At 72.7% G+C, this 22981-nt stretch carries 2 protein-coding genes; both read left to right on the forward strand.

Features of this window, described 5'->3' with window-relative positions; translation table 11 throughout:
• Positions 1-60: 60 nt before the first annotated feature.
• Positions 61-20010, forward strand: coding sequence for a type I polyketide synthase (locus tag ACIF9R_RS36740; RefSeq protein ID WP_399987221.1), 19950 nt, complete (start codon positions 61-63; stop codon positions 20008-20010).
• Positions 20011-20024: 14 nt separating this feature from the next.
• Positions 20025-22981: type I polyketide synthase (locus ACIF9R_RS36745; RefSeq protein ID WP_399987219.1), on the forward strand; the 2957-nt coding region annotated here is incomplete at its 3' end.

Below are 22981 nucleotides of genomic sequence, written 5' to 3' on the forward strand. Positions count from 1 at the left end.
GCTGGTCGTTTGTGGGATGTGGTCGCGCCGGGAGCGGCGGGGAGTGCCGACCGTATGCCGGTGGCTGTGGGCGGACTGCGCGACCGACTGGCCGGGCTCACCGCAGCGGCTCGGCGGACCACCCTGATGGACGCCGTACGCGGACAGGTCGCTGCCGTCCTGGGCTTCGCGGATCCGGCGGCGATCGGCCCGGCCACCGCGTTCCGCGAACTCGGCGTCGACTCGCTGATGGCGGTGGAACTGCGCAACGCCCTGGCCGCGTTGTCGGGGCTCACCCTCGCCTCGACCATCGTCTTCGACTACCCCTCCGTCGAGGCGCTGACCGATGAATTCCTAGACCGGCTCTTTGCCACGGTCGACGAGGGCACAGGCCAGGAAGCCGAAGCGTCCTCGCTGCCGATGGTGGACGACCCGGTTGTCGTCGTGGGTATGGGTTGCCGGTTCCCGGGCGGAGTCGCCTCACCTGACGACCTGTGGCACCTGGTGGCCGACGGGATCGACGCCATGAGCGGCTTCCCCGCGGACCGGGGCTGGGACGCGCTCGGCGACCTCGCCAGGGCCGGGGACTACACGCGGGTGGGTGGCTTCGTCGAGGGGGCGGCGGATTTCGACGCCGGTCTGTTCGGTATTTCGCCGCGTGAGGCGTTGGCGATGGATCCGCAGCAGCGGTTGCTGCTGGAAGTGGTGTGGGAGTCGTTGGAGCGGGCGGGTATTGCTCCTTCGTCGTTGCGTGGGCTGCCGGTCGGGGTGTTCGCGGGTACGAACGGGCAGGATTACCCGGCTCTGCTGGCGTTGGCGGGGGAGTCGGGGGACGGCTACGGCGGGACCGGTAGTGCGGGCAGTGTCCTGTCGGGCCGGGTGTCGTATGCGCTGGGTCTCGAAGGCCCGGCGGTCACCGTGGACACGGCGTGCTCGTCGTCTCTGGTGGCCCTGCATCTTGGAGCCCAGTCCCTGCGAGCCGGCGAGTGCGACCTTGCCCTCGCGAGCGGTATCACCCTGATGTCCACACCTGCTGCCTTCCTCGAATTCGACGTCCAGGGTGGTCTGGCTGGGGACGGCCGGTGCAAGGCGTTCTCCGATGACGCCGATGGGACCGGCTGGGGCGAGGGCGTGGGTGTGCTCGTTCTGGAGCGGTTGTCGGACGCGCGGCGCAAGGGCCATCGGGTGCTGGCGGTGGTGCGTGGTTCGGCGGTCAATCAGGACGGTGCGTCGAATGGTCTGACGGCGCCGAACGGTCCGTCGCAGCAGCGGGTGATCCGGGCTGCGCTGACCAGCGCGGGTCTGTCGGCGTCCGAGGTGGACGTGGTGGAGGCGCACGGTACGGGGACGACGCTGGGTGACCCGATCGAGGCGCAGGCGTTGTTGGCGACGTATGGCCAGGACCGGTCCGAGGGTCGGCCGTTGTGGCTGGGGTCGATCAAGTCGAACATCGGGCACACGCAGGCGGCGGCCGGTGTCGCTGGTGTGATCAAGATGATTCTGGCGATGCGGCACGGGCAGTTGCCCAAGTCGCTGCATGTCGGCACGCCGTCCTCGCACGTGGACTGGTCGTCCGGTGCGGTGGAGTTGTTGTCCGAGGCGCGGGAGTGGCCGCGCGGTGAGCGGCCGAGGCGTTCCGGTGTGTCGTCGTTCGGTGTGAGTGGTACGAACGCGCACGTGATCCTTGAGGAGGCGCCCGCGGTCGTGCTGCCGGAGCCGGCTCAGGCCGCCTTGAAGGTGCCGGTGGTGCCGTGGGTGGTGTCGGCGAAGTCGGCCGGTGCGGTGGTGGCGCAGGCCGGGCGGTTGCTGTCCGCGGTGGATGGTCTGGATCCGGTGGATGTGGGTGTCACGCTGGCGACGACTCGTGCGGGGCTGGAGCATCGGGCGGTGGTGCTGGGCGCGGATGCGGACGAGTTGCGTATGCGGCTGGCGGCGCTGGCCGGCGGGGATGTGGCGCCGGTGGCGGCCCGGGGTGGGCTGACCGGGTTCGTGTTCTCCGGCCAGGGCGGACAACGCGTCGGTATGGGACGTGAGTTGGCTGATGCCTTCCCTGTCTTCGCTGCGGCGCTGGACGAGGTGTGCGCGCATTTCGACGGTCTGCGGGAGGTTGTGTACGGCGATGCGGAGGCGTTGAACACGACGGGCTGGGCGCAGCCTGCGTTGTTCGCGGTCGAGGTGGCGTTGTTCCGGCTGCTGGAGTCGTGGGGGGTGACCCCGGACTATCTGGTGGGTCATTCGGTGGGTGAGCTGGCGGCTGCGCATGTGGCGGGTGTGCTGTCGTTGTCCGACGCCTGTCGTCTGGTGGCGGCGCGTGCCTCGCTGATGCAGGCGCTGCCCGAGGGTGGTGCGATGTGGGCGGTGCGTGCCTCGCTGGACGAGGTGACTCCGCTGCTGGTCGAGGGTGTGTCGGTGGCGGCGGTGAACGCGCCCGGGCAGGTGGTCCTGTCCGGTGAGCGTGCGGCCGTCGAGTCGGTGGCGTCCGCCCTGTCCGACCGTCGGGGGCGGTGGCTGGAGGTCAGCCATGCCTTCCATTCCGCCCTGATGGACCCGATGCTCGACGACTTCGCGGACGTGGCGGGGGAGTTGTCGTATGCCCGGCCGCAGATTCCGATCATCTCGACGCTGACCGGCGAGCCGGTCGAGGAGTTCACTCCCGCCTACTTCGCCGGCCAGGTTCGCGGCACCGTCCGCTTCTCCGACGCGATCACCCGCCTGGCCTCCCTCGGTGTCACCCGCTTCCTCGAACTCGGCCCCGACGCCACCCTGACCGGCGCCGTCGACGAGACCTGCGGCGACCAGGCCGTACTCGTCGCCCCGGTCCTGCACCGCAAGCAGGCCGAACCGCTCACCGCCGTGACCGCCCTGGGCCGACTCTGGGCCTGCGGGGCCGACGTCGACTGGGCCGCGTTCTACGCCCCCACCGGCGCCCGCGTCACCGACCTGCCCACCTACGCCTTCCAACACCGCCGCTACTGGCCGAACTTGGCCGGTCAGGTCGGCGCCCCGAACGGGACCGCGGTCGACGACGCGTTCTGGGACATGGTCGAGGACGGGGACGTCACGGCGTTCACGGACACGCTCGGGGTGTCGGCCGAGGCCGGGACAGACGAGGTTCTTGCCGCGCTCGACGGCTGGCGGCGGCGCCGGTCCCGGCTCGCCGGGCTCGACCGGCTGCACTACCGGATCGGCTGGACGCCGGTCGGGCCGGCCGGTCCCGGTGACGTGTCGGGCGGCTGGCTGATCGTGGAGTCCGCGGACGGGGACGAGCCCTGGGCCGCGGCGCTCGCCGAGCACCTGGTGGCGCGCGGAGCGCGGGTGACGCGGCTGCGTCTCGGTGTCGACGACCTGGACCGTGCGGCCCTGTCCGGCCGCCTCACCGAGTTCTCCGAGGTCGGCACGGTGGTGTCGTTCCTGGGGCAGGACGAGACCGGGCATCCGCGTCACCCCGGCCTGACGGTCGGGCTGGCGGCCACCACCACCCTCGTCCAGGCGCTCGCCGACGCGGGTGTCGGCGCCCGGGTGTGGGCGGTGACGTCGGGCGCGGTGTCCACCGGGCCGGACGACGAGCTGACGCATCCCCTGCGGGCAGCCGTCTGGGGGCTGGGCCGGGTCGTCGCCCTGGAGGAGCCCGCCCTGTGGCGTGGCCTCGTCGACGTACCCGAGCGGCCCGAAGGACGGGCCACCGGCAAGCTGCTGGAGATACTGGCCGGCGGTGTCCGCGACGAGGACCAGATCGCCGTGCGCGGTGGCGCGGTCCTCGGCCGTCGGCTCGCTCCCGCCGGCGTGCGGGCCACGGGAACGCCGTGGACGCCGTCCGGCACCGTGCTGATCACCGGCGGTACGGGCGCCCTCGGCGCGCGGATAGCCCGCTTCGCCGTCGAACGGGGCGCGCGGCACATCGCCCTGCTCAACCGGCGCGGCATCGACGCCCCCGGCGCCGTGGAACTGTACGAGGAGCTCGAGGCGCACGGAGCGACCGTCGCCGTCGAGGTCTGTGACCTCGCGGACCGGGAGGCCCTGGCGGCGGCCGTCGAGCGGATCGAGGCCGAGGCACCGCCCATCCGGTCCGTCTTCCACACGGCCGGCCTCACCCAGTCCGTCGCCCTGCTCGATTCCTCGTCCGACGACCTCGCCACGATGCTGGGCGTCAAGGCGGCCGGTGCGGCGAACCTCGACGCGCTGCTCGGTGAACGGGACCTCGACGCGTTCGTGTTGTACTCCTCCATCGCGTCCACCTGGGGGAGCGGCGGCCAGAGTGGATACGCCGCGGCCAACGCGTACCTGGACGCCCTCGCGACCCGCCGCCGTGCCCGCGGCAGGGCCGCCACCGCGGTCGCCTGGGGTCCCTGGGACGGCGGAGGCATGGCCGGCGTCGAGGGCGCGCGGGACGAACTGCGCCGCCGGGGCCTGCCCGCCCTCTCGCCCGACGACGCCATGGCCGCGCTCGACCTGGCGCTGACCGGAACCGAGCCATGTGTGTCGGTCGTGGACGTCGACTGGGACCGGTTCCTGCCGGCCTTCACCGTGCGGCGTCCCGGCCCGCTCCTCGCCGCCTTCGGCGACACACGGCCCGGGCCCGAACCCCAGGACGCCACCAGGTCCACCCTGGGTGAACTGCTCCACGGCCTGGACGAGCGGGAGCGGCGCCGCACGGTCCTCGACCTGGTCCGCGGTGAGGCCGCGGGCGCACTGGGACACTCCGGCGTGGAGGCGATCGAACCCGAACGCGCCTTCCGCGACCTCGGCTTCGACTCGCTCACCGCGGTCGACCTCTGCGAACGGCTCAGGGCGGCGACCGGCCTGCCGCTCGCGGCCACCCTGGTCTTCGATCACCCGACCGCGACGGCACTCACCGACCACCTGATCGAGCAGGTGACGGACACCGAGCAGGCGTCGGCCCTCCCCGCCCCCGCCCCCGCCTCCGCGGCCCTGGACGAGCCGATCGCGATCGTGGCGATGAGCTGCCGCCTCCCCGGCGGCGTCACGGACACCGAGAGCCTGTGGCGGCTGCTGTCCGGCGGGGCCGATGCCGTCACGGCGTTCCCGACCGACCGGGGCTGGGAGCTGGAAGCCCTGGACGCGGCGGGCTCGTCGTTCACCCGGGCCGGCGGCTTCCTCGAGGACGCCGCGGGCTTCGACGCCGCGTTCTTCGGCATCTCGCCGCGCGAGGCGCTGGCGATGGACCCGCAGCAGCGGATCCTGCTGGAGGTCGCCTGGGAGTCCCTGGAACGCGCGGGCATCGCCCCGCTGTCCCTGAAGGGTGGGAAGGTCGGCGTGTTCGTGGGCGCCGGCAGCTCCGGCTACCTCAACTCCGTGCAGGACGTGCCCGATGGCGTCGGCGGCCACCTCATCACCGGCAACTCGGGCAGTGTGCTCTCCGGTCGCATCTCGTACGCCCTGGGCCTGGAGGGTCCCGCGGTCACGGTCGACACGGCCTGCTCCTCCTCCCTGGTGGCGCTGCACCTCGCCGTGCAGGCACTGCGGTCGGGAGAGTGCTCCCTCGCACTGGCCGGGGGTGCCACGATCATCGCGGCGCCGGACGCGTTCATCGACTTCGCCCATCAGGGCGGTCTGGCCGCCGACGGCCGCTGCAAGGCGTTCTCCGACGACGCCGACGGCACCGGCTGGTCGGAAGGCGTCGGACTGCTCCTGGTGGAACGGCTGTCGGACGCACACCGCAACGGACACCAGGTGCTGGCGGTCGTACGCGGCACCGCGGTCAACCAGGACGGTGCCTCGAACGGCCTGACCGCGCCCAACGGCCCCTCGCAGCAGCGGGTGATCCGGCAGGCGCTGGCGAACGCGCGGCTGACCCCGGCCGAGGTGGACGTGGTGGAGGCGCACGGCACGGGCACGACGCTGGGTGACCCGATCGAGGCGCAGGCCCTCATCGCGACCTACGGCCAGGACCGGCCGGAGGACCGGCCGTTGTGGCTGGGCTCGGTGAAGTCGAACATCGGACATTCCCAGGCGGCGGCGGGTGTCGCGGGTGTGATGAAGATGGTGCTGGCGCTGCGGCACGGGCTGATGCCCCGGACCTTGCACGCCGGGACGCCGTCGTCGCATGTGGACTGGTCGGCGGGTGCGGTGGAGTTGCTGTCCGAGGCGCGGGCGTGGCCGGGTGGTGAGCAGCCGCGGCGGGCGGGTGTGTCCGCCTTCGGTGTGAGCGGCACGAACGCGCACGTGATCATCGAGGAGGCGCCCGCGGTCGCCGAACCCGAGGCCGTCACCCCGGACGTCGTGCTGCCGGTGGTGCCGTGGCCGGTCTCGGCACGCTCCGAGGAGGGGCTGGCCGCGCAGGCCGCGCGGATGGCCGCCGACCTGGCCGAACGGAGCACGGTGGCAGCCGCTGATGTGGCGCTGTCGCTGGCGACGACCCGTGCGGCCCTGGAGCACCGGGCCGTCCTGCTCGGCACGGACACGAACGACCTGACCGCGCGGATGGCGCAGCTGGCGTCCGGACAGCCGGCACCGGGTGTGATGTCGGGCGTCACGCACACCGGAGCGACCGGATTCGTGTTCTCCGGCCAGGGGGGCCAACGCGCGGGAATGGGCGCGGAACTGACGGCGACCTTCCCCGTCTTCGCCGCCGCTCTGGATGAGGTCTGTGCCCATTTCGAGGGTCTGCGGGAGGTGATGTCCACCGACGGGCACGCTCTGCGGAACACCGGCTGGGCGCAGCCGGCTCTCTTCGCCTTCGAGGTGGCGTCCTTCCGGCTGCTGGAGTCCTGGGGCATCACCCCGGACTACCTGGTGGGGCATTCGGTCGGCGAGTTGACGGCCGCGCATGTGGCGGGCGTGCTCTCGCTGGAGGACGCGTGTCGTCTGGTGACGGCGCGTGCGTCGTTGATGCAGGCGCTGCCCGAGGGCGGTGCGATGTGGGCGGTGCGGGCGTCGCTGGACGAGGTGTCCGCGCTGCTGGTCGAGGGTGTGTCGGTGGCGGCGGTGAACGCGCCGGGCCAAGTGGTCCTGTCCGGCACGCGGGAGGCCGTCGAGTCCGTGGCGTCCGCCCTGCCCGACCGGCAGGGCCGTTGGCTGGAGGTCAGTCACGCCTTCCACTCGGCGCTGATGGACCCCATGCTCGACGAACTCACCGCCCTGGCGAGCGAGTTGACGCATGCCCGGCCCCGCATCCCGATCATCTCCACCCTGACCGGCGTAGCGATGGAGGAGTTCACCCCGGCCTACTGGGCCGACCAGGTCCGAGGGACCGTCGCCTTCGCGGACGCCGTTACCCGCCTCACGGCCCTCGGCGTGACCCGGTTCCTCGAAGTCGGCCCCGACGCCGGACTGATCGGCGCGATCAGCGAGACCTGCGGCGACGCGCTCGCCGTACCGCTGACCCAGCGCGAGCGCCCCGAGCCCACGACCGCCGTAACGGCCCTGGCCCGCCTGTGGACGGACGGCGCCGACGTCGACTGGGCGGCCTTCTTCGCCCCCACCGGCGCCCGCGTCACCGACCTGCCCACCTACGCCTTCCGGCACCGGCGCTACTGGCTGGACGGCGCGTCGGCGTCACCGCACGCCGGAACCATCGGCGCGGACCCGCTCAAGCACCCGCTGCTCAGCGCGGCGGTGGAACTCTCCGACGGCGGTGGGCATGTGTTCACCGGCCGCATCTCGACGCGTACGCACGCGTGGCTGGCGGAACACCGGGTCGCGGGCGAGGCGGTGTTCCCCGGCACCGGATACATCGAACTCGCCGTCCGCGCCGGTGACCAACTGGGCTGCGACCGCATCGAGGAGCTCGTCCTCGAAACCCCGCTGGCCCTGCCGGAACAGGGGGCGGTCCGGATCCAAATCCTCGTCGACCCGGTGGACGCCACAGGGCACCGCGCCTTCCGTATCAGCTCCTGCCCCGAGGACGGGTCCGACCGGTCCCGGTGGACCCGTCACGCGAGCGGAGTCCTCGGTACCGCGACCGCACAGCTGCCCGCACCGCACGCCGCCTGGCCGCCCCCCGGCGCCACCCGCGTCGACATCGAGGGCCACTACCCGGCCCGCGCGGCGGGAGGTTTCGCCTACGGAGCGATCTACCAGGGGCTGACCGCCGTGTGGCGGCGGGACGGAGAACTGTTCGCCGAGGTCGTCCTCGGAGACGAGTTCCGCGCCGAGGCCGACCGGTTCGGTCTCCACCCGGCCGTCCTCGACGCCGCACTCCAGGCCCTGTCGTACGACGAACGGGCCGCCGGCGCACGACGCCTTCCGTTCGTCTGGAGCGGCGTGACCCTGCACGCGACCGGAGCCTCGATACTGCGGGCATCGATCGCCCCGGGCGCCGACGAGGGCACCTACGCGGTCACCGTCGCGGACTCCTCGGGCGAACCCGTCCTGACCGCCGACGCGCTGACCCTGCGGCCCTACGACGGCACGCCGCTCACCTCCGCGGCCCCGGACGCGGCACCCGCTGCCATGACCGTGAGCGCCCCTGACACCGTGACCGAGACGGTCGGCGAAGTTACGACCGGGAACGCCGGCGAACGCGACGGTGCCGGGACCTCCCATATCCCCGCCCAGTCGGACCGGCGTCCCACGCGGCGCAAGGCGGCCGCTGCCGTATCCGGAGGCGGCCAGGCCCTCCGTGACCGCCTGGCCGCCCTGCCGTCGGACGAACAGCGCGGAGCCCTGCTGGAGATCGTGCGCCGCAGAGCGGCGATCGTCCTCGACCAGTCCGCCCCCCAGGCACTGAACGAGGACCTTCCCTTCCGCGAGCTCGGCTTCACCTCGCTCACCGCCGTCCAGCTGCGCGAGGCTCTGGGCGAGGAGACCGGCCTGAGGCTCCCCGCCACGCTTGTCTTCGACTATCCGACCCCACGCGCCCTCGTCGACCACCTCCGGGAACAACTGCTCGGCGAACCGACGCCCGCCGTGGGCGCACCGGCCCGTGCCGCGGACCTCGCCACCTCCGACGACCCCATCGCCATCATCGGCATGAGCTGCCGCTACCCGGGCGGCGTCCGCACCGCGCGGGAACTCTGGCAGCTCGTGGCCGAGGGAACCGACGCGGTCTCCGGCTTCCCCGCCGATCGCGGCTGGGACCTGGACGCCCTGTACGACCCGGACCCGGACAACCCCGGAACCTGCTACGTCCACGAAGGCGGCTTCCTGCACGACGCCAGCCAGTTCGACGCCACGTTCTTCGGCATCAGCCCACGCGAGGCCGTGGCGATGGACCCGCAGCAGCGCATCCTCCTGGAGATCTCCTGGGAGGCGATGGAACACGCCGGCCTCGACGCACGCACCCTGCGCGGCAGCGCCACCGGTGTCTTCGCCGGGGTGACCTACCAGGACTACGGCGGCCTGCTCGCGGCGGCGAAGGACAGCTTCGAGGGCTTCCTCGGCACCGGCAACTCCCCGAGTGTGCTCTCCGGTCGCGTCGCGTACTCCTTCGGCCTCGAAGGACCCGCGCTCACCATCGACACCGCCTGCTCCTCGTCCCTGGTCGCGCTGCACTCCGCCTGCCAGGCGCTGAGGGAGGGCGACTGCTCGCTGGCCCTCGCCGGCGGTGTGACCGTGATGTCCACCCCCATCTCGCTGATCGAGTTCAGCCGCCAGCGTGCCCTCGCCAAGGACGGCCGGTCCAAGTCCTTCTCGGACGACGCCGACGGAGCGAGCTGGGCCGAGGGCGCCGGCATGCTGCTCCTCGAGCGGCTGTCCGACGCGCGGCGCAACGGGCACAAGGTGCTGGCCGTGGTGCGCGGTTCGGCCGTCAACCAGGACGGTGCGTCCAACGGCCTGACCGCGCCCAACGGTCCGTCGCAGCAGCGGGTGATCCGGCAGGCGCTGGCGAACGCGCGGCTGACCCCGGCCGAGGTGGACGTGGTGGAGGCGCACGGCACGGGCACGACGCTGGGCGACCCGATCGAGGCGCAGGCGCTGCTCGCGACGTACGGCCAGGACCGGCCCGAGGACCGGCCGCTGTGGCTCGGATCGATCAAGTCGAACATCGGACATTCCCAGGCCGCAGCGGGTGTCGCGGGTGTCATGAAGATGGTGCTGGCCCTGCGGCACGGCGTGATGCCGAAGTCGCTGCATCTGGACCGGCCGTCGTCGCATGTGGACTGGTCGGCGGGTGCGGTGGAGCTGCTGTCCGAGGCGCGGGAGTGGCCGCGTGGTGAACAGCCACGCCGGGCGGGTGTGTCGGCGTTCGGGATGAGCGGCACCAACGTCCACGTGATCGTGGAGGAGGCGCCGTCCGAGACGGACGAAACGCGTCCGGTGACCGAACTCCCCGCCGTCCCATGGGTGCTGTCGGGCAGGAGTACTGCGGCTCTGCGGGGTCAGGCCGGGGCGTTGCTGCCGCTTGCCGAGATGGCGGATTCGGCGGCTGTGGGTTGGTCGTTGGTGTCGACGCGGGCGCGTTTTGAGCATCGGGCCGTGGTGGTGGGTTCGCATGCGGCGGGGCTTGGGGCTCTGGTGTCGGGTGAGCCTGCGGGTGGGGTGGTGTCCGGGGTCGCGGGTGGCGTCGGGCGGACCGTCTTCGTGTTTCCCGGTCAGGGTGCGCAGTGGGTGGGGATGGGTGCGGCTCTGCTGGAGTCGTCGCCGGTGTTCGCGGCGCGGATCGCGGAGTGTGAGGCCGCGATGTCGGCGTTCGTGGACTGGTCGTTGACGGGTGTGTTGCGGGGTGCCCAGGGTGCTCCGTCGTTGGATCGTGTGGATGTGGTGCAGCCGGCGTCGTTCGCGGTGATGGTGGCGCTTGCGGCGTTGTGGCGTTCGTATGGTGTGGTGCCGGCGGCGGTGGTGGGGCATTCGCAGGGTGAGATCGCCGCGGCGTGTGTGGCGGGTGCGTTGTCGCTGGAGGACGCGGCGCGGGTGGTGTGTCTGCGCAGCCGGGCGATCGCGGAGCTGGCAGGCGGCCGCGGGACGATGGCGTCGCTGGCGGTGTCGGCCGAACGGGCCGAGGAACTGCTTCTTCCGTGGTCGGGCCGGGTGTCGGTGGCTGCGGTGAACGGTCCGTCGCAGGTGGTGATCTCGGGTGAGGTCGAGGCTGTTGAGGGTGTGGTGGCCGAGTGCGGTCGTGTGGGGGTGCGGGCGCGGCGGATTGCGGTGGATTATGCGTCGCATTCGGCGGCGATGGATGTGCTGCGGGATGAGGTGACCGGTGCGCTGGCGGGGATCGCTCCGCGTGCGGGTGAGGTGCCGTTGCTGTCGACGGTGTCGGGTGAGTGGGTGGACGGCTCGGGTATGGATGCCGGGTACTGGTTCACCAATCTGCGTTCCCGGGTGCGGTTCTCCGACGCGGTGGGGAAGCTGGCGGCGGAGGGGTATGGCGCGTTCGTCGAGGTGTCGTCGCATCCGGTGCTGACCGCCGCGGTGCAGGAGATCGTGGAGGAGACGGCCGGGGAAGAGGCTGTCGTCACCGGATCGCTGCGTCGTGATGACGGCGGCCTGGAGCGTTTCCTGTCCAGTGTGGCGGAGTTGTGGGTCCGTGGTGTGGAGGTGGACTGGGCGGCCGTCTTCGAGGGTGCCCGTCCCGCGACCGTCGACCTGCCCACCTACGCCTTCCAGCGCAAGTCCTACTGGCCGGAGCTGGACCTTTCGAAGGTGGTTGCCCCCGACGAGGCGGGTACCGCCGCGGACAGTGCGTTCTGGGCGGCCGTGGAGCGGGCCGACGCGGGTGCGCTGGCCGAGACGCTGGGCACTGAGGAGGCCGTACTCGATCCGCTGCTGCCCGCGTTGGCCGGCTGGCGCAGGCGGCAGCGGGAGCAGGACACCACCGACTCCTGGCGCTACCGGGTCGGGTGGACACCGCTGACCGTGACGGACGCGGCGCCACTGACCGGAACCTGGCTGATCGTGACCTCGGACGGCGCGGCGAACGCGGCCGGGGCGTGGGCGGAGTCGGTCGCCTCGGAGCTGACCGCACGGGGCGCGACCCCCCGTCCGCTGCGACTGGGCGAGGCCGAGCTGGATCGCGCAGCGCTCGCCGAGCGGCTCACGGGGATCGACGACCTCGCCGGAATCGTGTCGCTCCTGGGCTGGGACGAGCGCGAAAGCGCCGGCCTGCCCGGGCTGGACGTGGGTCTGGGCCTGACCTCGGTGCTGCTTCAGGCGCTCGGCGACGCCGGACTGGTCGCCCCGGTGTGGTCGCTGACCTCGGGAGCGGTCTCGGTCGCTCGCTGGGACACGGTGACCCGTCCCGGTGGGGCCGCCGTGTGGGGGCTCGGCCGGGTGGCCGCGCTGGAGCACCCCGACCGCTGGGGCGGACTCGTCGACGTACCGGCCGAGGCGGACGCACCGGCTGCACGTCGGCTGGTCGACGCGATCGCGTCCGGGGACGAGGACCAGATCGCGCTGCGCGCCTCGGGCCTGTTCGGCCGGCGTCTGGTGCGCGCACCGCGCCGGCCCGGCGCGGACGGCACATGGACACCCTCCGGCACCGTACTGATCACCGGCGGCACCGGCGCTCTGGGCGCCCGGGTGGCACGTTGGGCGGTCGGGCACGGTGCCCGGCACCTGGTCCTCGCCGGCCGGCGCGGCCCGGGGGCCCCCGGCGCGGTGGAGCTCGCCAGGGAGCTCGAGACGCTCGGCGCCGAAGTCACCCTCGCCGCCTGCGACATGTCCGACCGGGAGCAGGTCGCCGCGCTGCTCGGCGGACTGACCGGCGGCCCCGGACACGAGGGGCCGGACGACGCCCCTCTCACGGCCGTCGTGCACGCGGCCGGTGTCCTCGACGACGGCATCCTCGACGCGCTCACCCCCGAACGCGTCGCCGCGGTCATGGCCCCCAAGGCCCGCGCCGCGCGCATCCTGGACGAAGTCACCCGTGAACTCGGCGTCGAACTCGACGCGTTCGTGACGTTCGCCTCCACGGCCGGCGTCTGGGGCGGGCCGGGTCAGGCCAACTACGCGGCCGCGAACGCGGTCCTCGACGCGCTCGCCGACCACCGCAGGGCCGCGGGTCTCACCGCGACCTCGATCGCGTGGGGCCCGTGGTCCGACGCGGGTATGGCGGACAGCGCCGCGATCGAGGCACGGCAGCGCAAGGGCGGGATCCACTCGCTGGCACCGGACGCCGCCATCGCCGTACTCCAACAGGCGGTCGGTGACGGCGAGTCCACGCTCACCGTGGCCGGTATCGATTGGGACACGTACGCGCCCGCCTTCACGGCGAGCCGGCGCAGCCCCCTCCTGGACGGCGTTCCGGAGGCCCGCAAGGCACTCGAGGCCGCCGACGGTGACGGTCTCTCCGGTACCCCCGACTCGCTCGCGGCGCGACTGGCCGGGCTCACCCGCGCCGAACGGGAGCGTGAACTGCTCGACCTCGTCCGCAGGCAGGTCGCCGGCGTGCTCGGCTTCGCCGCACCCTCCGACGTGGAGCCCACCCATGTCTTCTCCGACATCGGGTTCGACTCGCTCACCGCGGTCGAGCTGCGCAACAGGCTGGGCATGGCCACCGGACTCAGGCTGCCCACGACGCTGATCTTCGACCACCCGACCCCGAACGCCCTCGTGCGTCTTCTGGGCCAGGAGATCGCGGTCACCGACGACCCGTTGCCCAGCACGGCCGTCACCCCGTCCGCCCACCGGTCGGGAGCCGCGACCGGCACCGGCGGCACGAGCGACGACCCGATCGCCGTCATCGGCATGAGCTGTCGGCTCCCGGGCGGTGTGTCGTCGCCGGAGGAGTACTGGCGGCTGCTCGCCGACGGCGCCGACGCGATCTCCCCGTTCCCCGACGACCGTGGCTGGGACATCGACGGGGTCTACGACCCGGACCCGGACAAGGCAGGGACGACCTACACCCGGCACGGCGGATTCGTCGACGCCATCGCCGAGTTCGACGCCACGCTCTTCGGCGTCAATCCGCGAGAGGCGCTCTCGATGGACCCGCAGCAGCGGCTGCTCCTCGAGGCTGTCTGGGAGGCCGCGGAGCGAGCGGGCATCGACCCGTTGTCCCTGGCCGGCACCCGGACCGGCATGTTCGCCGGCAGCAACGGTTCCGACTACGGCGGCCTGCTGCTGGCGTCCCCGCAGGGCGCGGACGGCTACTTCATGACCGGCAACGCCGCCAGCGTGCTGTCCGGCCGGGTCGCCTACGCCCTCGGCCTGGAGGGTCCCGCGGTCACCGTCGACACGGCCTGCTCCTCGTCCCTCGTCGCGCTGCACCTGGCGGCACAGGCACTGCGGGGCGACGAGTGCTCCCTCGCGGTGGCTTCGGGCGTCACCCTCATCTCGACGCCCGCACCGTTCGTCGGCTTCAGTCGCCAGCACGGGCTGGCGGTCGACGGCCGGTGCAAGGCGTTCTCGGACGACGCCGATGGCACCGGCTGGGGCGAGGGCGTCGGTGTGCTCGTCCTGGAACGCCTCTCCGACGCCCGCCGCAACGGCCACCGGGTGCTTGCCCTGGTGGCCGGCAGCGCCACCAACCAGGACGGCGCCTCCAACGGTCTGACCGCCCCGAACGGTCCGTCGCAGCAGCGCGTCATCCGTGCCGCGTTGGCGAGCGCGGGTCTGTCGGCGTCCGAGGTGGACGCGGTGGAGGCGCACGGTACGGGCACGACGCTCGGTGACCCGATCGAGGCACAGGCCCTGCTCGCCACGTACGGGCAGGAGCGCACGGCGGACCGACCGCTGTGGCTGGGGTCGGTGAAGTCGAACATCGGGCACACACAGGCAGCGGCCGGTGTCGCCGGTGTGATCAAGATGATCCTGGCGATGCGGCACGGGCAGCTGCCCAGGACGCTGCATGCCGGTACGCCGTCCTCGCACGTCGACTGGTCGTCCGGTGCGGTGGAGCTGCTGTCCGAGGCCCGGGAGTGGCCGCGCGGCGATCGTCCGCGGCGGGCCGGTGTGTCGTCCTTCGGCATCAGCGGTACGAACGCCCACGTCATCGTGGAGGAGGCGCCCGCGCTGCCGGAGGAGACCGAGGCACCCGCGACCGAAGTCGGCCTGCCCCTGGTGCCGTGGACACTGTCCGCGAAGACGGCCGCCGGCCTGACCGGCCAGGCCGGACGCCTCCACGCGGGGGCGACGGACGCGGACCCGGTCGATGTGGCCCTCTCCCTGGCCACGACCAGGGCCGCTCTGGAGCACCGCGCCGTGGCCCTCGCCCCGGACGAAGCCGGATTGCGCACGCGGCTGGCCGCCCTGGCCGCCGGTGAGCCGACCCCGGACACCGTGACCGGCACGGCCCGCACGGGGCCGACGGGCTTTGTGTTCTCCGGACAGGGTGGCCAACGGATCGGTATGGGCGTGGAACTCGCCGCCGGCTTCCCGGTCTTCGCGGCAGCCCTGGACGAGGTGTGCGCGCACTTCGACGCGCTGCTGGACCGGCAGCTGCGGGAGGTGATGTCCACCGATGCGGAGGCGTTGAACACGACGGGGTGGGCGCAGCCTGCGTTGTTTGCGGTCGAGGTGGCGTTGTTCCGGCTGGTGGAGTCGTGGGGGGTGACCCCGGACTATCTGGTGGGTCATTCGGTGGGTGAGCTGGCGGCTGCGCATGTGGCGGGTGTGCTGTCGTTGTCCGACGCCTGTCGTCTGGTGGCGGCGCGTGCCTCGCTGATGCAGGCGCTGCCCGAGGGTGGTGCGATGTGGGCGGTGCGTGCCTCGCTGGACGAGGTGACCCCGCTGCTGGTCGCGGGCGTCTCGGTGGCGGCGGTGAACGCGCCCGGGCAGGTGGTCCTGTCCGGCGACCGTGCGGCCGTCGAGTCGGTGGCGTCCGCCCTGTCCGACCGGCAGGGCCGTTGGCTGGAGGTCAGCCATGCATTCCATTCGGCGTTGATGGACCCGATGCTTGATGACTTCGCCACGACGGCGGGAGAGCTGACCTACGCCCGCCCCCGCATCCCGATCATCTCCACCCTGACCGGCGAGCCGGTCGAGGAGTTCACCCCCGCCTACTTCGCCGACCAGGTCCGCGGCACCGTCCGCTTCTCCGACGCGATCACCCGCCTGGCCTCCCTCGGCGTCACCCGCTTCCTCGAACTCGGCCCCGACGCCACCCTCGTCGGCGCGATCGACGAAACGAGCGACGACGCCCTCGCCGTACCCCTGCTGCACCGCAAACACCCCGAGCCGGCCGCGGCCGTCACGGCCCTGAGCCGACTCTGGGCGTCCGGAGCCGAGGTCGACTGGGCCGCGTTCTACGCCCCCACCGGCGCCCGCGTCACCGACCTGCCCACCTACGCCTTCCAGCGCAAGCCGTACTGGCCGCAGCCACCGGTGCGCAGGCCGGGCGATGTGACCGCGGCCGGACTGGCCGATGCCGGACACCCCCTGCTGGGGGCGGCCGTGGCGCTCGCCGGGGACGACGGGTACCTGTTCACGGGCCGGATCGGTGTACGGGACCTGCCGTGGCTGGCCGATCACGAAGTGATGGGCACCATCCTCCTCCCCGGCACCGCCTTCCTGGAGCTGGCACTGCGCGCGGCCGACGAGGCCGGCTGCGACCGTGTCGAGGAACTGACCCTGACGTCCCCGCTGGTGCTGCCCGCCGAGGGCGCCGTGCGGATCCAGCTCACGGTCGGCGGGGCGGACGACACGGGACTGCGCCCGCTGAGGCTGTACGCCCGGCCCGACGGCGGGCCGGCCGACGCCCCCTGGACCCTGCACGCCACCGGGTCCCTCGGCCAGGGACACCCGGCGCCCGCGTACGACTTCGGCGCCTGGCCGCCGCCCGGCGCCGAGAGCATCGACGTCTCCGGCTTCTACGAGATGTACCGGCAGGGCGGATTCGCCTACGGGCCCTCCTTCCAGGGGCTGCGACAGGCCTGGCGGACGGGCGACGACGTGTTCGCCGAGATCGCCCTGCGCGAGCCGCACGCGACGGAGGCCGCGGACTACGCGATCCATCCGCCCCTGCTCGACGCGGCGCTTCAGGCACTGACCTTCGTCGCACTCGATGGCAGCGGCCGCAGCAGGCTCCCCTTCTCCTGGACCGGGGTCTCGCTGCACAGCCCGGGCGCCTCCAGCCTGCGCGTACGCCTTTCGCAGGCGGGGCCCGACGCACTGGCCCTGTCGATCGCCGACGGAACCGGCCGGCCGGTCGCCGAGGTCGCCTCCCTGGCCATGCGGCAGATCTCCGCGGATCTGCTGCGGCAGGCGCGCACCGCTCGTCCGCGGGACCTCTTCCGCCTGGACTGGCTGCCCGCGTCACCGGCCGCCGGCCTCCCCGCCCCCGCTCCCACCCCCGACTGGGCGGTGCTCGGCGCCGACCCCCTGGGCCTCGCGGACGCGCTCGCGGCCCGCAGGGTCGAGGACCTGACGGAACTCCACGACGGTCCGGTGCCGGCCATGGTGCTGGCGCAGTGCGGACCGCTCCACCCCGGCACCGAACCCCTCCCGGCCGTCACCCGCGCGCTGACCGCCGACGCGCTGTCGCTGCTGCAGCGCTGGCTCGCCGACCGCCGGCTGGCATCGTCCCGCCTCGTCCTCGTGACCCGGGGCGCGGTCGCGGCCGGTGATCCGGACGGCCCGGCCGACCCGGCGGCGGCGGCCGTCTGGGGACTCGTACGCTCCGCCCAGTCCGAGGAACCCGGCCGCTTCGTGCTGGTCGACCTCGACGACGCCGAGCGCTCCGCCGCGGCCCTGCCCGCCGCCCTCACCTCCGACGAACCGCAGATCGTCATCCGGGACGGCGCGGTGCGCACGGCCCGCCTCGCCCGGTACACGCCGGACGGCACCCTGCTGCCCCCGGCGGACGCGGACGCCTGGCGGCTGGACAGCACCGGACGCGGCAGCCTGGCGAACCTGACCCTGGCCGCCGACCCGGAGGTGCTGGAACCCCTCGGCCCGGGCCAGGTCCGGGTCGCGGTGCGCGCGGCCGGCCTGAACTTCCGGGACGTGCTGAACGCGCTGGACATGTATCCGGGCGACCCCGGCCCGATGGGCGTCGAAGGCGCCGGTGTCATCACCGAGGTGGGCCCGGACGTGACCGACTTCGTGCCCGGCGACCGCGTCCTCGGCATGTTCGGCAAGGCATTCGGACCGGTGACGGTCGCCGACCGGCGGATGATCGCCCGCATGCCCGCCGACTGGTCCTTCGACCGGGCCGCCTCCGTCCCGGTGGTCTTCCTCACCGCGTACTACGCGCTGGTCGACCTCGCCAAGGTCAGGCCGGGCGAGTCGGTGCTCGTGCACGCCGCCGCGGGCGGTGTCGGCATGGCCGCGGTACAGCTCGCGCGGCACCTCGGGGCCGAGGTCTTCGGCACCGCGAGCCAGGGCAAGCACGACAGCCTGCGCGCCCTCGGCCTCGACGACGACCACATCGGCTCCTCCCGCGACCTCGACTTCGAGGCACGCTTCCGCGCCAAGGCCCCGGCGGGCCGGGTGGACGTCGTCCTGAACTCGCTGGCCCGGGAGTACGTCGACGCGTCGCTGCGACTGCTCACCACCGGTGGCCGTTTCGTGGAGATGGGCAAGACGGACGTACGCCACCCCGGGGCCGTCGCCGGACAGCACCCCGGTGTGGCCTACCGGGCCTTCGACCTCATCGAGGCCGGACCCGAACGCATCGGCGAGATGCTCGCCGAGGTGCTCCGCCTCATCGGCACGGGGGCCCTGCGCCCGCTGCCGGTGACGACCTGGGACATCCGCCGGGCCCCCGAGGCGTACCGGCAGGTCAGCCAGGCCCGGCACATCGGCAAGGTCGTCCTCACCCTGCCGTCCCGCCCCGACCCGGACGGCACCGTCCTGGTGACCGGCGCCACCGGCGGCCTCGGCCGGTACGTGGCCAGGCACCTGGTCGAGCGGTACGGCACACGCCACCTCCTCCTCACCAGCCGACGCGGACCGGACGCCGACGGTGCGGCCGAACTCGTCGCGGAACTCGAGAAGCTGGGCGCCACGGTACGGCTCGACGCCTGCGACGCGGCCGACCGCGCCGCCCTCGAACGAACGCTGGGGACCGTACCGGCGGAGCATCCGCTGACGGCGGTCGTCCACGTCGCCGGTGTCGTCGACGACGGCGTACTCGCCTCACTGGACCCCGGACGCCTGGACACCACCCTGCGCCCGAAGGCCGACGCCGCCGTGAACCTGTACGAACTGACCAAGGACGCCGACCTCGCCGCCTTCGTCCTCTTCTCCGGCGCGGCCGGCACCCTCGGCGGGGCGGGACAGGCCAACTACGCGGCGGCGAACGCCTTCCTCGACGAGTTCGCGCGCTGGGCCCGGCACCGTGGCGTACCGGCCGTGGCACTGGCCTGGGGCCCGTGGGTCGCCGACCGCGGCATGACCGGTCACCTCACCGAGACCGACCTCGCCCGGATGGAACAAGCCGGACTGCGCCCCCTCACCGAGGAATCGGGCCTCACCCTGTTCGACTTCGCCCTGGACGTCGACGAGGCCGCGCTGCTCCCGATGCACCTCGACACCTCACCGGAGGCGTTCGCCGCCGGACCGGTACCGCCGCTGCTGCGTCACCTCGCGGACGGCACCCCGCGCCGCACGGCCGCGGCAGGGCCCGCGCCGGAGCCGGCCGCCGCACTGGCGGACCGCCTGCGCGCACTGTCCGCCCCCGATCGTGCCGAGCATCTGCTCGATCTGGTCTGCGCCCAGGCGGCGGCCGTCCTCGGACACGACTCCGCCGAGGAGATCGATCCGGACCAGGCCTTCAACGAACTCGGCTTCGACTCGCTCACCGCGATCGAACTGCGCAACCGGATGAGCACCGTGGCCGGCACCAGGCTTCCCGCCACGCTGGTCTTCGACTATCCGACACCGGCAGCGCTGGCGGAACACCTGCTGGCCGAGATCGTCACCGCCGACGACCGGACGGACGGCGAGCCCGCAGGCCGGGCCGACGGCCGCACGCACGACCGCGCCCGACGCGGGGACAACCCGTCCCCCTCCACCCCCCTCGACGAGATCGAGCGGCTGGAGCGGGCACTGGACCGGCTGACGGCCGACGACGGCGCGCTCGACGACGTGGTCAACCGGCGCCTGCAGGCGCTCGCCGCGAAGTGGGCCGTGGCCGCGAGCACGGCCGGCGGACCCGCGGACGGCGAGGACGCGGCGGACGCACTGGAGTCGGCCACGGCCGACGAACTCTTCAAACTGATCGACGGGGAATTTGGTGGGGCGTCTTGAGCGAGAACCGGACTGTGCGCGGAACTGAAGGATCGGCGTCGGCGTCGGCGTCGCCATCGCCATCGCCATCGCCATCGGCATCCGGCGACGAGCAGAAGAAGCTGCTCGACTACCTGAAGAAGGTCACCGGAGACCTCCGCCAGGCCCACCGGCGGCTGCGCGACATCGAGGCCGCCGACACCGAACCCATCGCGATCGTCGGCATGAGCTGCCGCTTCCCCGGCCACGTACGCTCGCCGCAGGACCTGTGGCAGCTCCTCCGACAGGCCGGCGACGGCATGTCCGCGTTCCCCGTCGACCGGGGCTGGGACCTGGACCACCTCTACAGCCCCGACCCCGCCCGGGCGGGGACGAGCTACGCCCGCGAAGGCGGTTTCGTCCACGACGCGACCGAGTTCGACCCGGCCTTCTTCGGCATGAGCCCTCGCGAGGCCCTGGCCATGGACCCGCAACAGCGGCTGCTGCTCCACTCCTCCTGGGAGGCCTTCGAACACGCCGGTATCGATCCCACCACCCTGAAGAACAGTGACACCGGCGTCTTCGTCGGCGCCGCCTCCACCGGATACGGCTCCCACCTCACGGAACTGCCCGAGGGAGTCGAGGGGTACCTGCTCACCGGCAACTCCATGGCCGTCGCCTCCGGCCGCATCGCCTACACGCTCGGGCTGAAGGGCCCGGCCGTCACCGTGGACACGGCCTGCTCCTCGTCCCTGGTCGCCCTCCACATGGCCGTACGGTCCCTCCGCTCCGGGGAGTGCTCGCGCGCACTCGTCGGAGGTGTCACCGTCATGTCGACACCGGGCATGTTCCTCGAGTTCAGCCGCCAGCAGGGCCTGGCCGCCGACGGCCGCTGCAAGGCGTTCTCCGACGACGCCGACGGCACCGGCTGGTCCGAGGGCGTCGGCCTGCTCGTCCTCACCAGCCTGTCCGAAGCCCGCCGCGCGGGCCATCGCGTCCTCGCGGTCGTCCGGGGCACGGCGGTCAACCAGGACGGCGCGTCCAACGGCCTCACCGTCCCCAACGGACCCTCGCAACAGCAGGTGATCCGACAGGCGCTGACCAGCGCGGGTCTGTCGGCGTCCGAGGTGGACGCGGTGGAGGCACACGGCACGGGCACGACGCTGGGTGACCCGATCGAGGCTCAGGCGCTGCTCGCCACCTACGGCCAGGACCGGCCCGGGGACCAACCACTGTGGCTCGGCTCGATCAAGTCGAACATCGGGCACACCCAGGCCGCCGCCGGTGTCGCGGGTGTGATGAAGATGGTGCTGGCACTGCGGCACGAGCTGCTGCCCGCCACCCTGCACGCCGCCACGCCGTCCTCGCACGTCGACTGGTCGTCCGGTGCGGTGGAGTTGCTGTCCGAGGCCCGGGAGTGGCCGCGCGGCGATCGTCCGCGGCGGGCCGGTGTGTCGTCCTTCGGCATCAGCGGCACGAACGCCCACGTCATCATCGAGGAGGCACCGGCCGAGCCCGCCCCGGCGGAAGGGCCCTCCACGACACCGCCCGTGGTGCCGTGGCCGCTGTCCACCCGTCGGCCCGAGACGCTGCCCAAACTGGCGGCGCGCCTGCGCTCCCTGCTCATGGCCCACCCCGGGACCGGCCCGCGGGACATCGGCCACACCCTGGCGAACGGACGGGCCGCGTTCGAACACCGCGCGGTCGTCCTCGCGAGCGACACCGTCTCCTCCCTTCCCGACCTCACCGCCCTCACCGCGAACGACACGTCCGCGCAGATCGTGCGGGGGAGGGCCACCGGCCGTTCCCGGGGCCGGCTCGCGTTCGTGTTCTCCGGCCAGGGCGGACAGCGCCTGGGCATGGGAAGTGAGTTGGCTGATGCCTTCCCTGTCTTCGCTGCGGCGCTGGATGAGGTGTGCGCGCATTTCGAGGGTCTGCGCGAGGTGATGTCCACCGACGCGGAGGCATTGAACACGACGGGCTGGGCGCAGCCTGCGCTGTTCGCGGTCGAGGTGGCGTTGTTCCGGCTGCTGGAGTCGTGGGGGGTGACCCCGGACTATCTGGTGGGTCATTCGGTGGGTGAGCTGGCGGCTGCGCACGTCGCCGGTGTGCTGTCGTTGTCCGACGCGTGTCGTCTGGTGGCGGCGCGTGCCTCGCTGATGCAGGCGCTGCCCGAGGGTGGTGCGATGTGGGCGGTGCGGGCGTCGCTGGACGAGGTGACCCCGCTGCTGGTCGCGGGCGTCTCGGTGGCGGCGGTGAACGCGCCGGGCCAGGTGGTTCTGTCCGGCACCCGGGAAGCGGCTGAAGCCTTGGCGTCCGCCCTGTCCGACCGTCGGGGGCGGTGGCTGGAGGTCAGCCATGCCTTCCATTCGGCGTTGATGGACCCGATGCTCGACGACTTCGCGGACGTGGCGGGGAAGTTGTCTTATGCCCGGCCTCAGATACCGATCGTCTCGACGCTGACGGGCGAGCCGGTCAAGGAGTTCACTCCCGCCTACTTCGCCGACCAGGTCCGAGGCACCGTCCGCTTCTCCGACGCGATCAGTCGCGTGAAGTCTCTCGGTGTCACGCGGTTCGTGGAAGTGGGTCCCGACGCGAGCTTGGTCGGTGCCGTTGAGGAGACGTGCGAGGGCGAGACGCTCGTCGTGTCCACCCTACGCCGTGACCGGTCCGAACCGGCCACCGCCGTCCGTGCGTTGGCCCATCTCTGGGCGGACGGCTGCCCGGTGGACTGGCAGTCCTTCTACACGCCGACGGGCGCACGGCTCACCGACCTGCCCACGTACCCCTTTGCCCGCGAGCGCTACTGGATGCAGAACCCCGAAGGCTCGGTCCCGCGCCGGGAGCAGACCACGCACGACGGCCTGCGTTACGAGGTCGAATGGCGCCCGGTCGTCGCCGACGAGGTGAGCGATGTGTCGGGCGGTTGGCTGTTGGTGGAGCGTGAGGGTTTGGTGGATCCGTGGGCGGATGCGCTGGCGGGTGAGTTGGTGGGGCGTGGGGCTCGGGTGGA

Origin of the sequence: Streptomyces sp. NPDC086080 (assembly GCF_044540255.1) — a bacterium.
Taxonomy (GTDB): Bacteria; Actinomycetota; Actinomycetes; order Streptomycetales; family Streptomycetaceae; genus Streptomyces.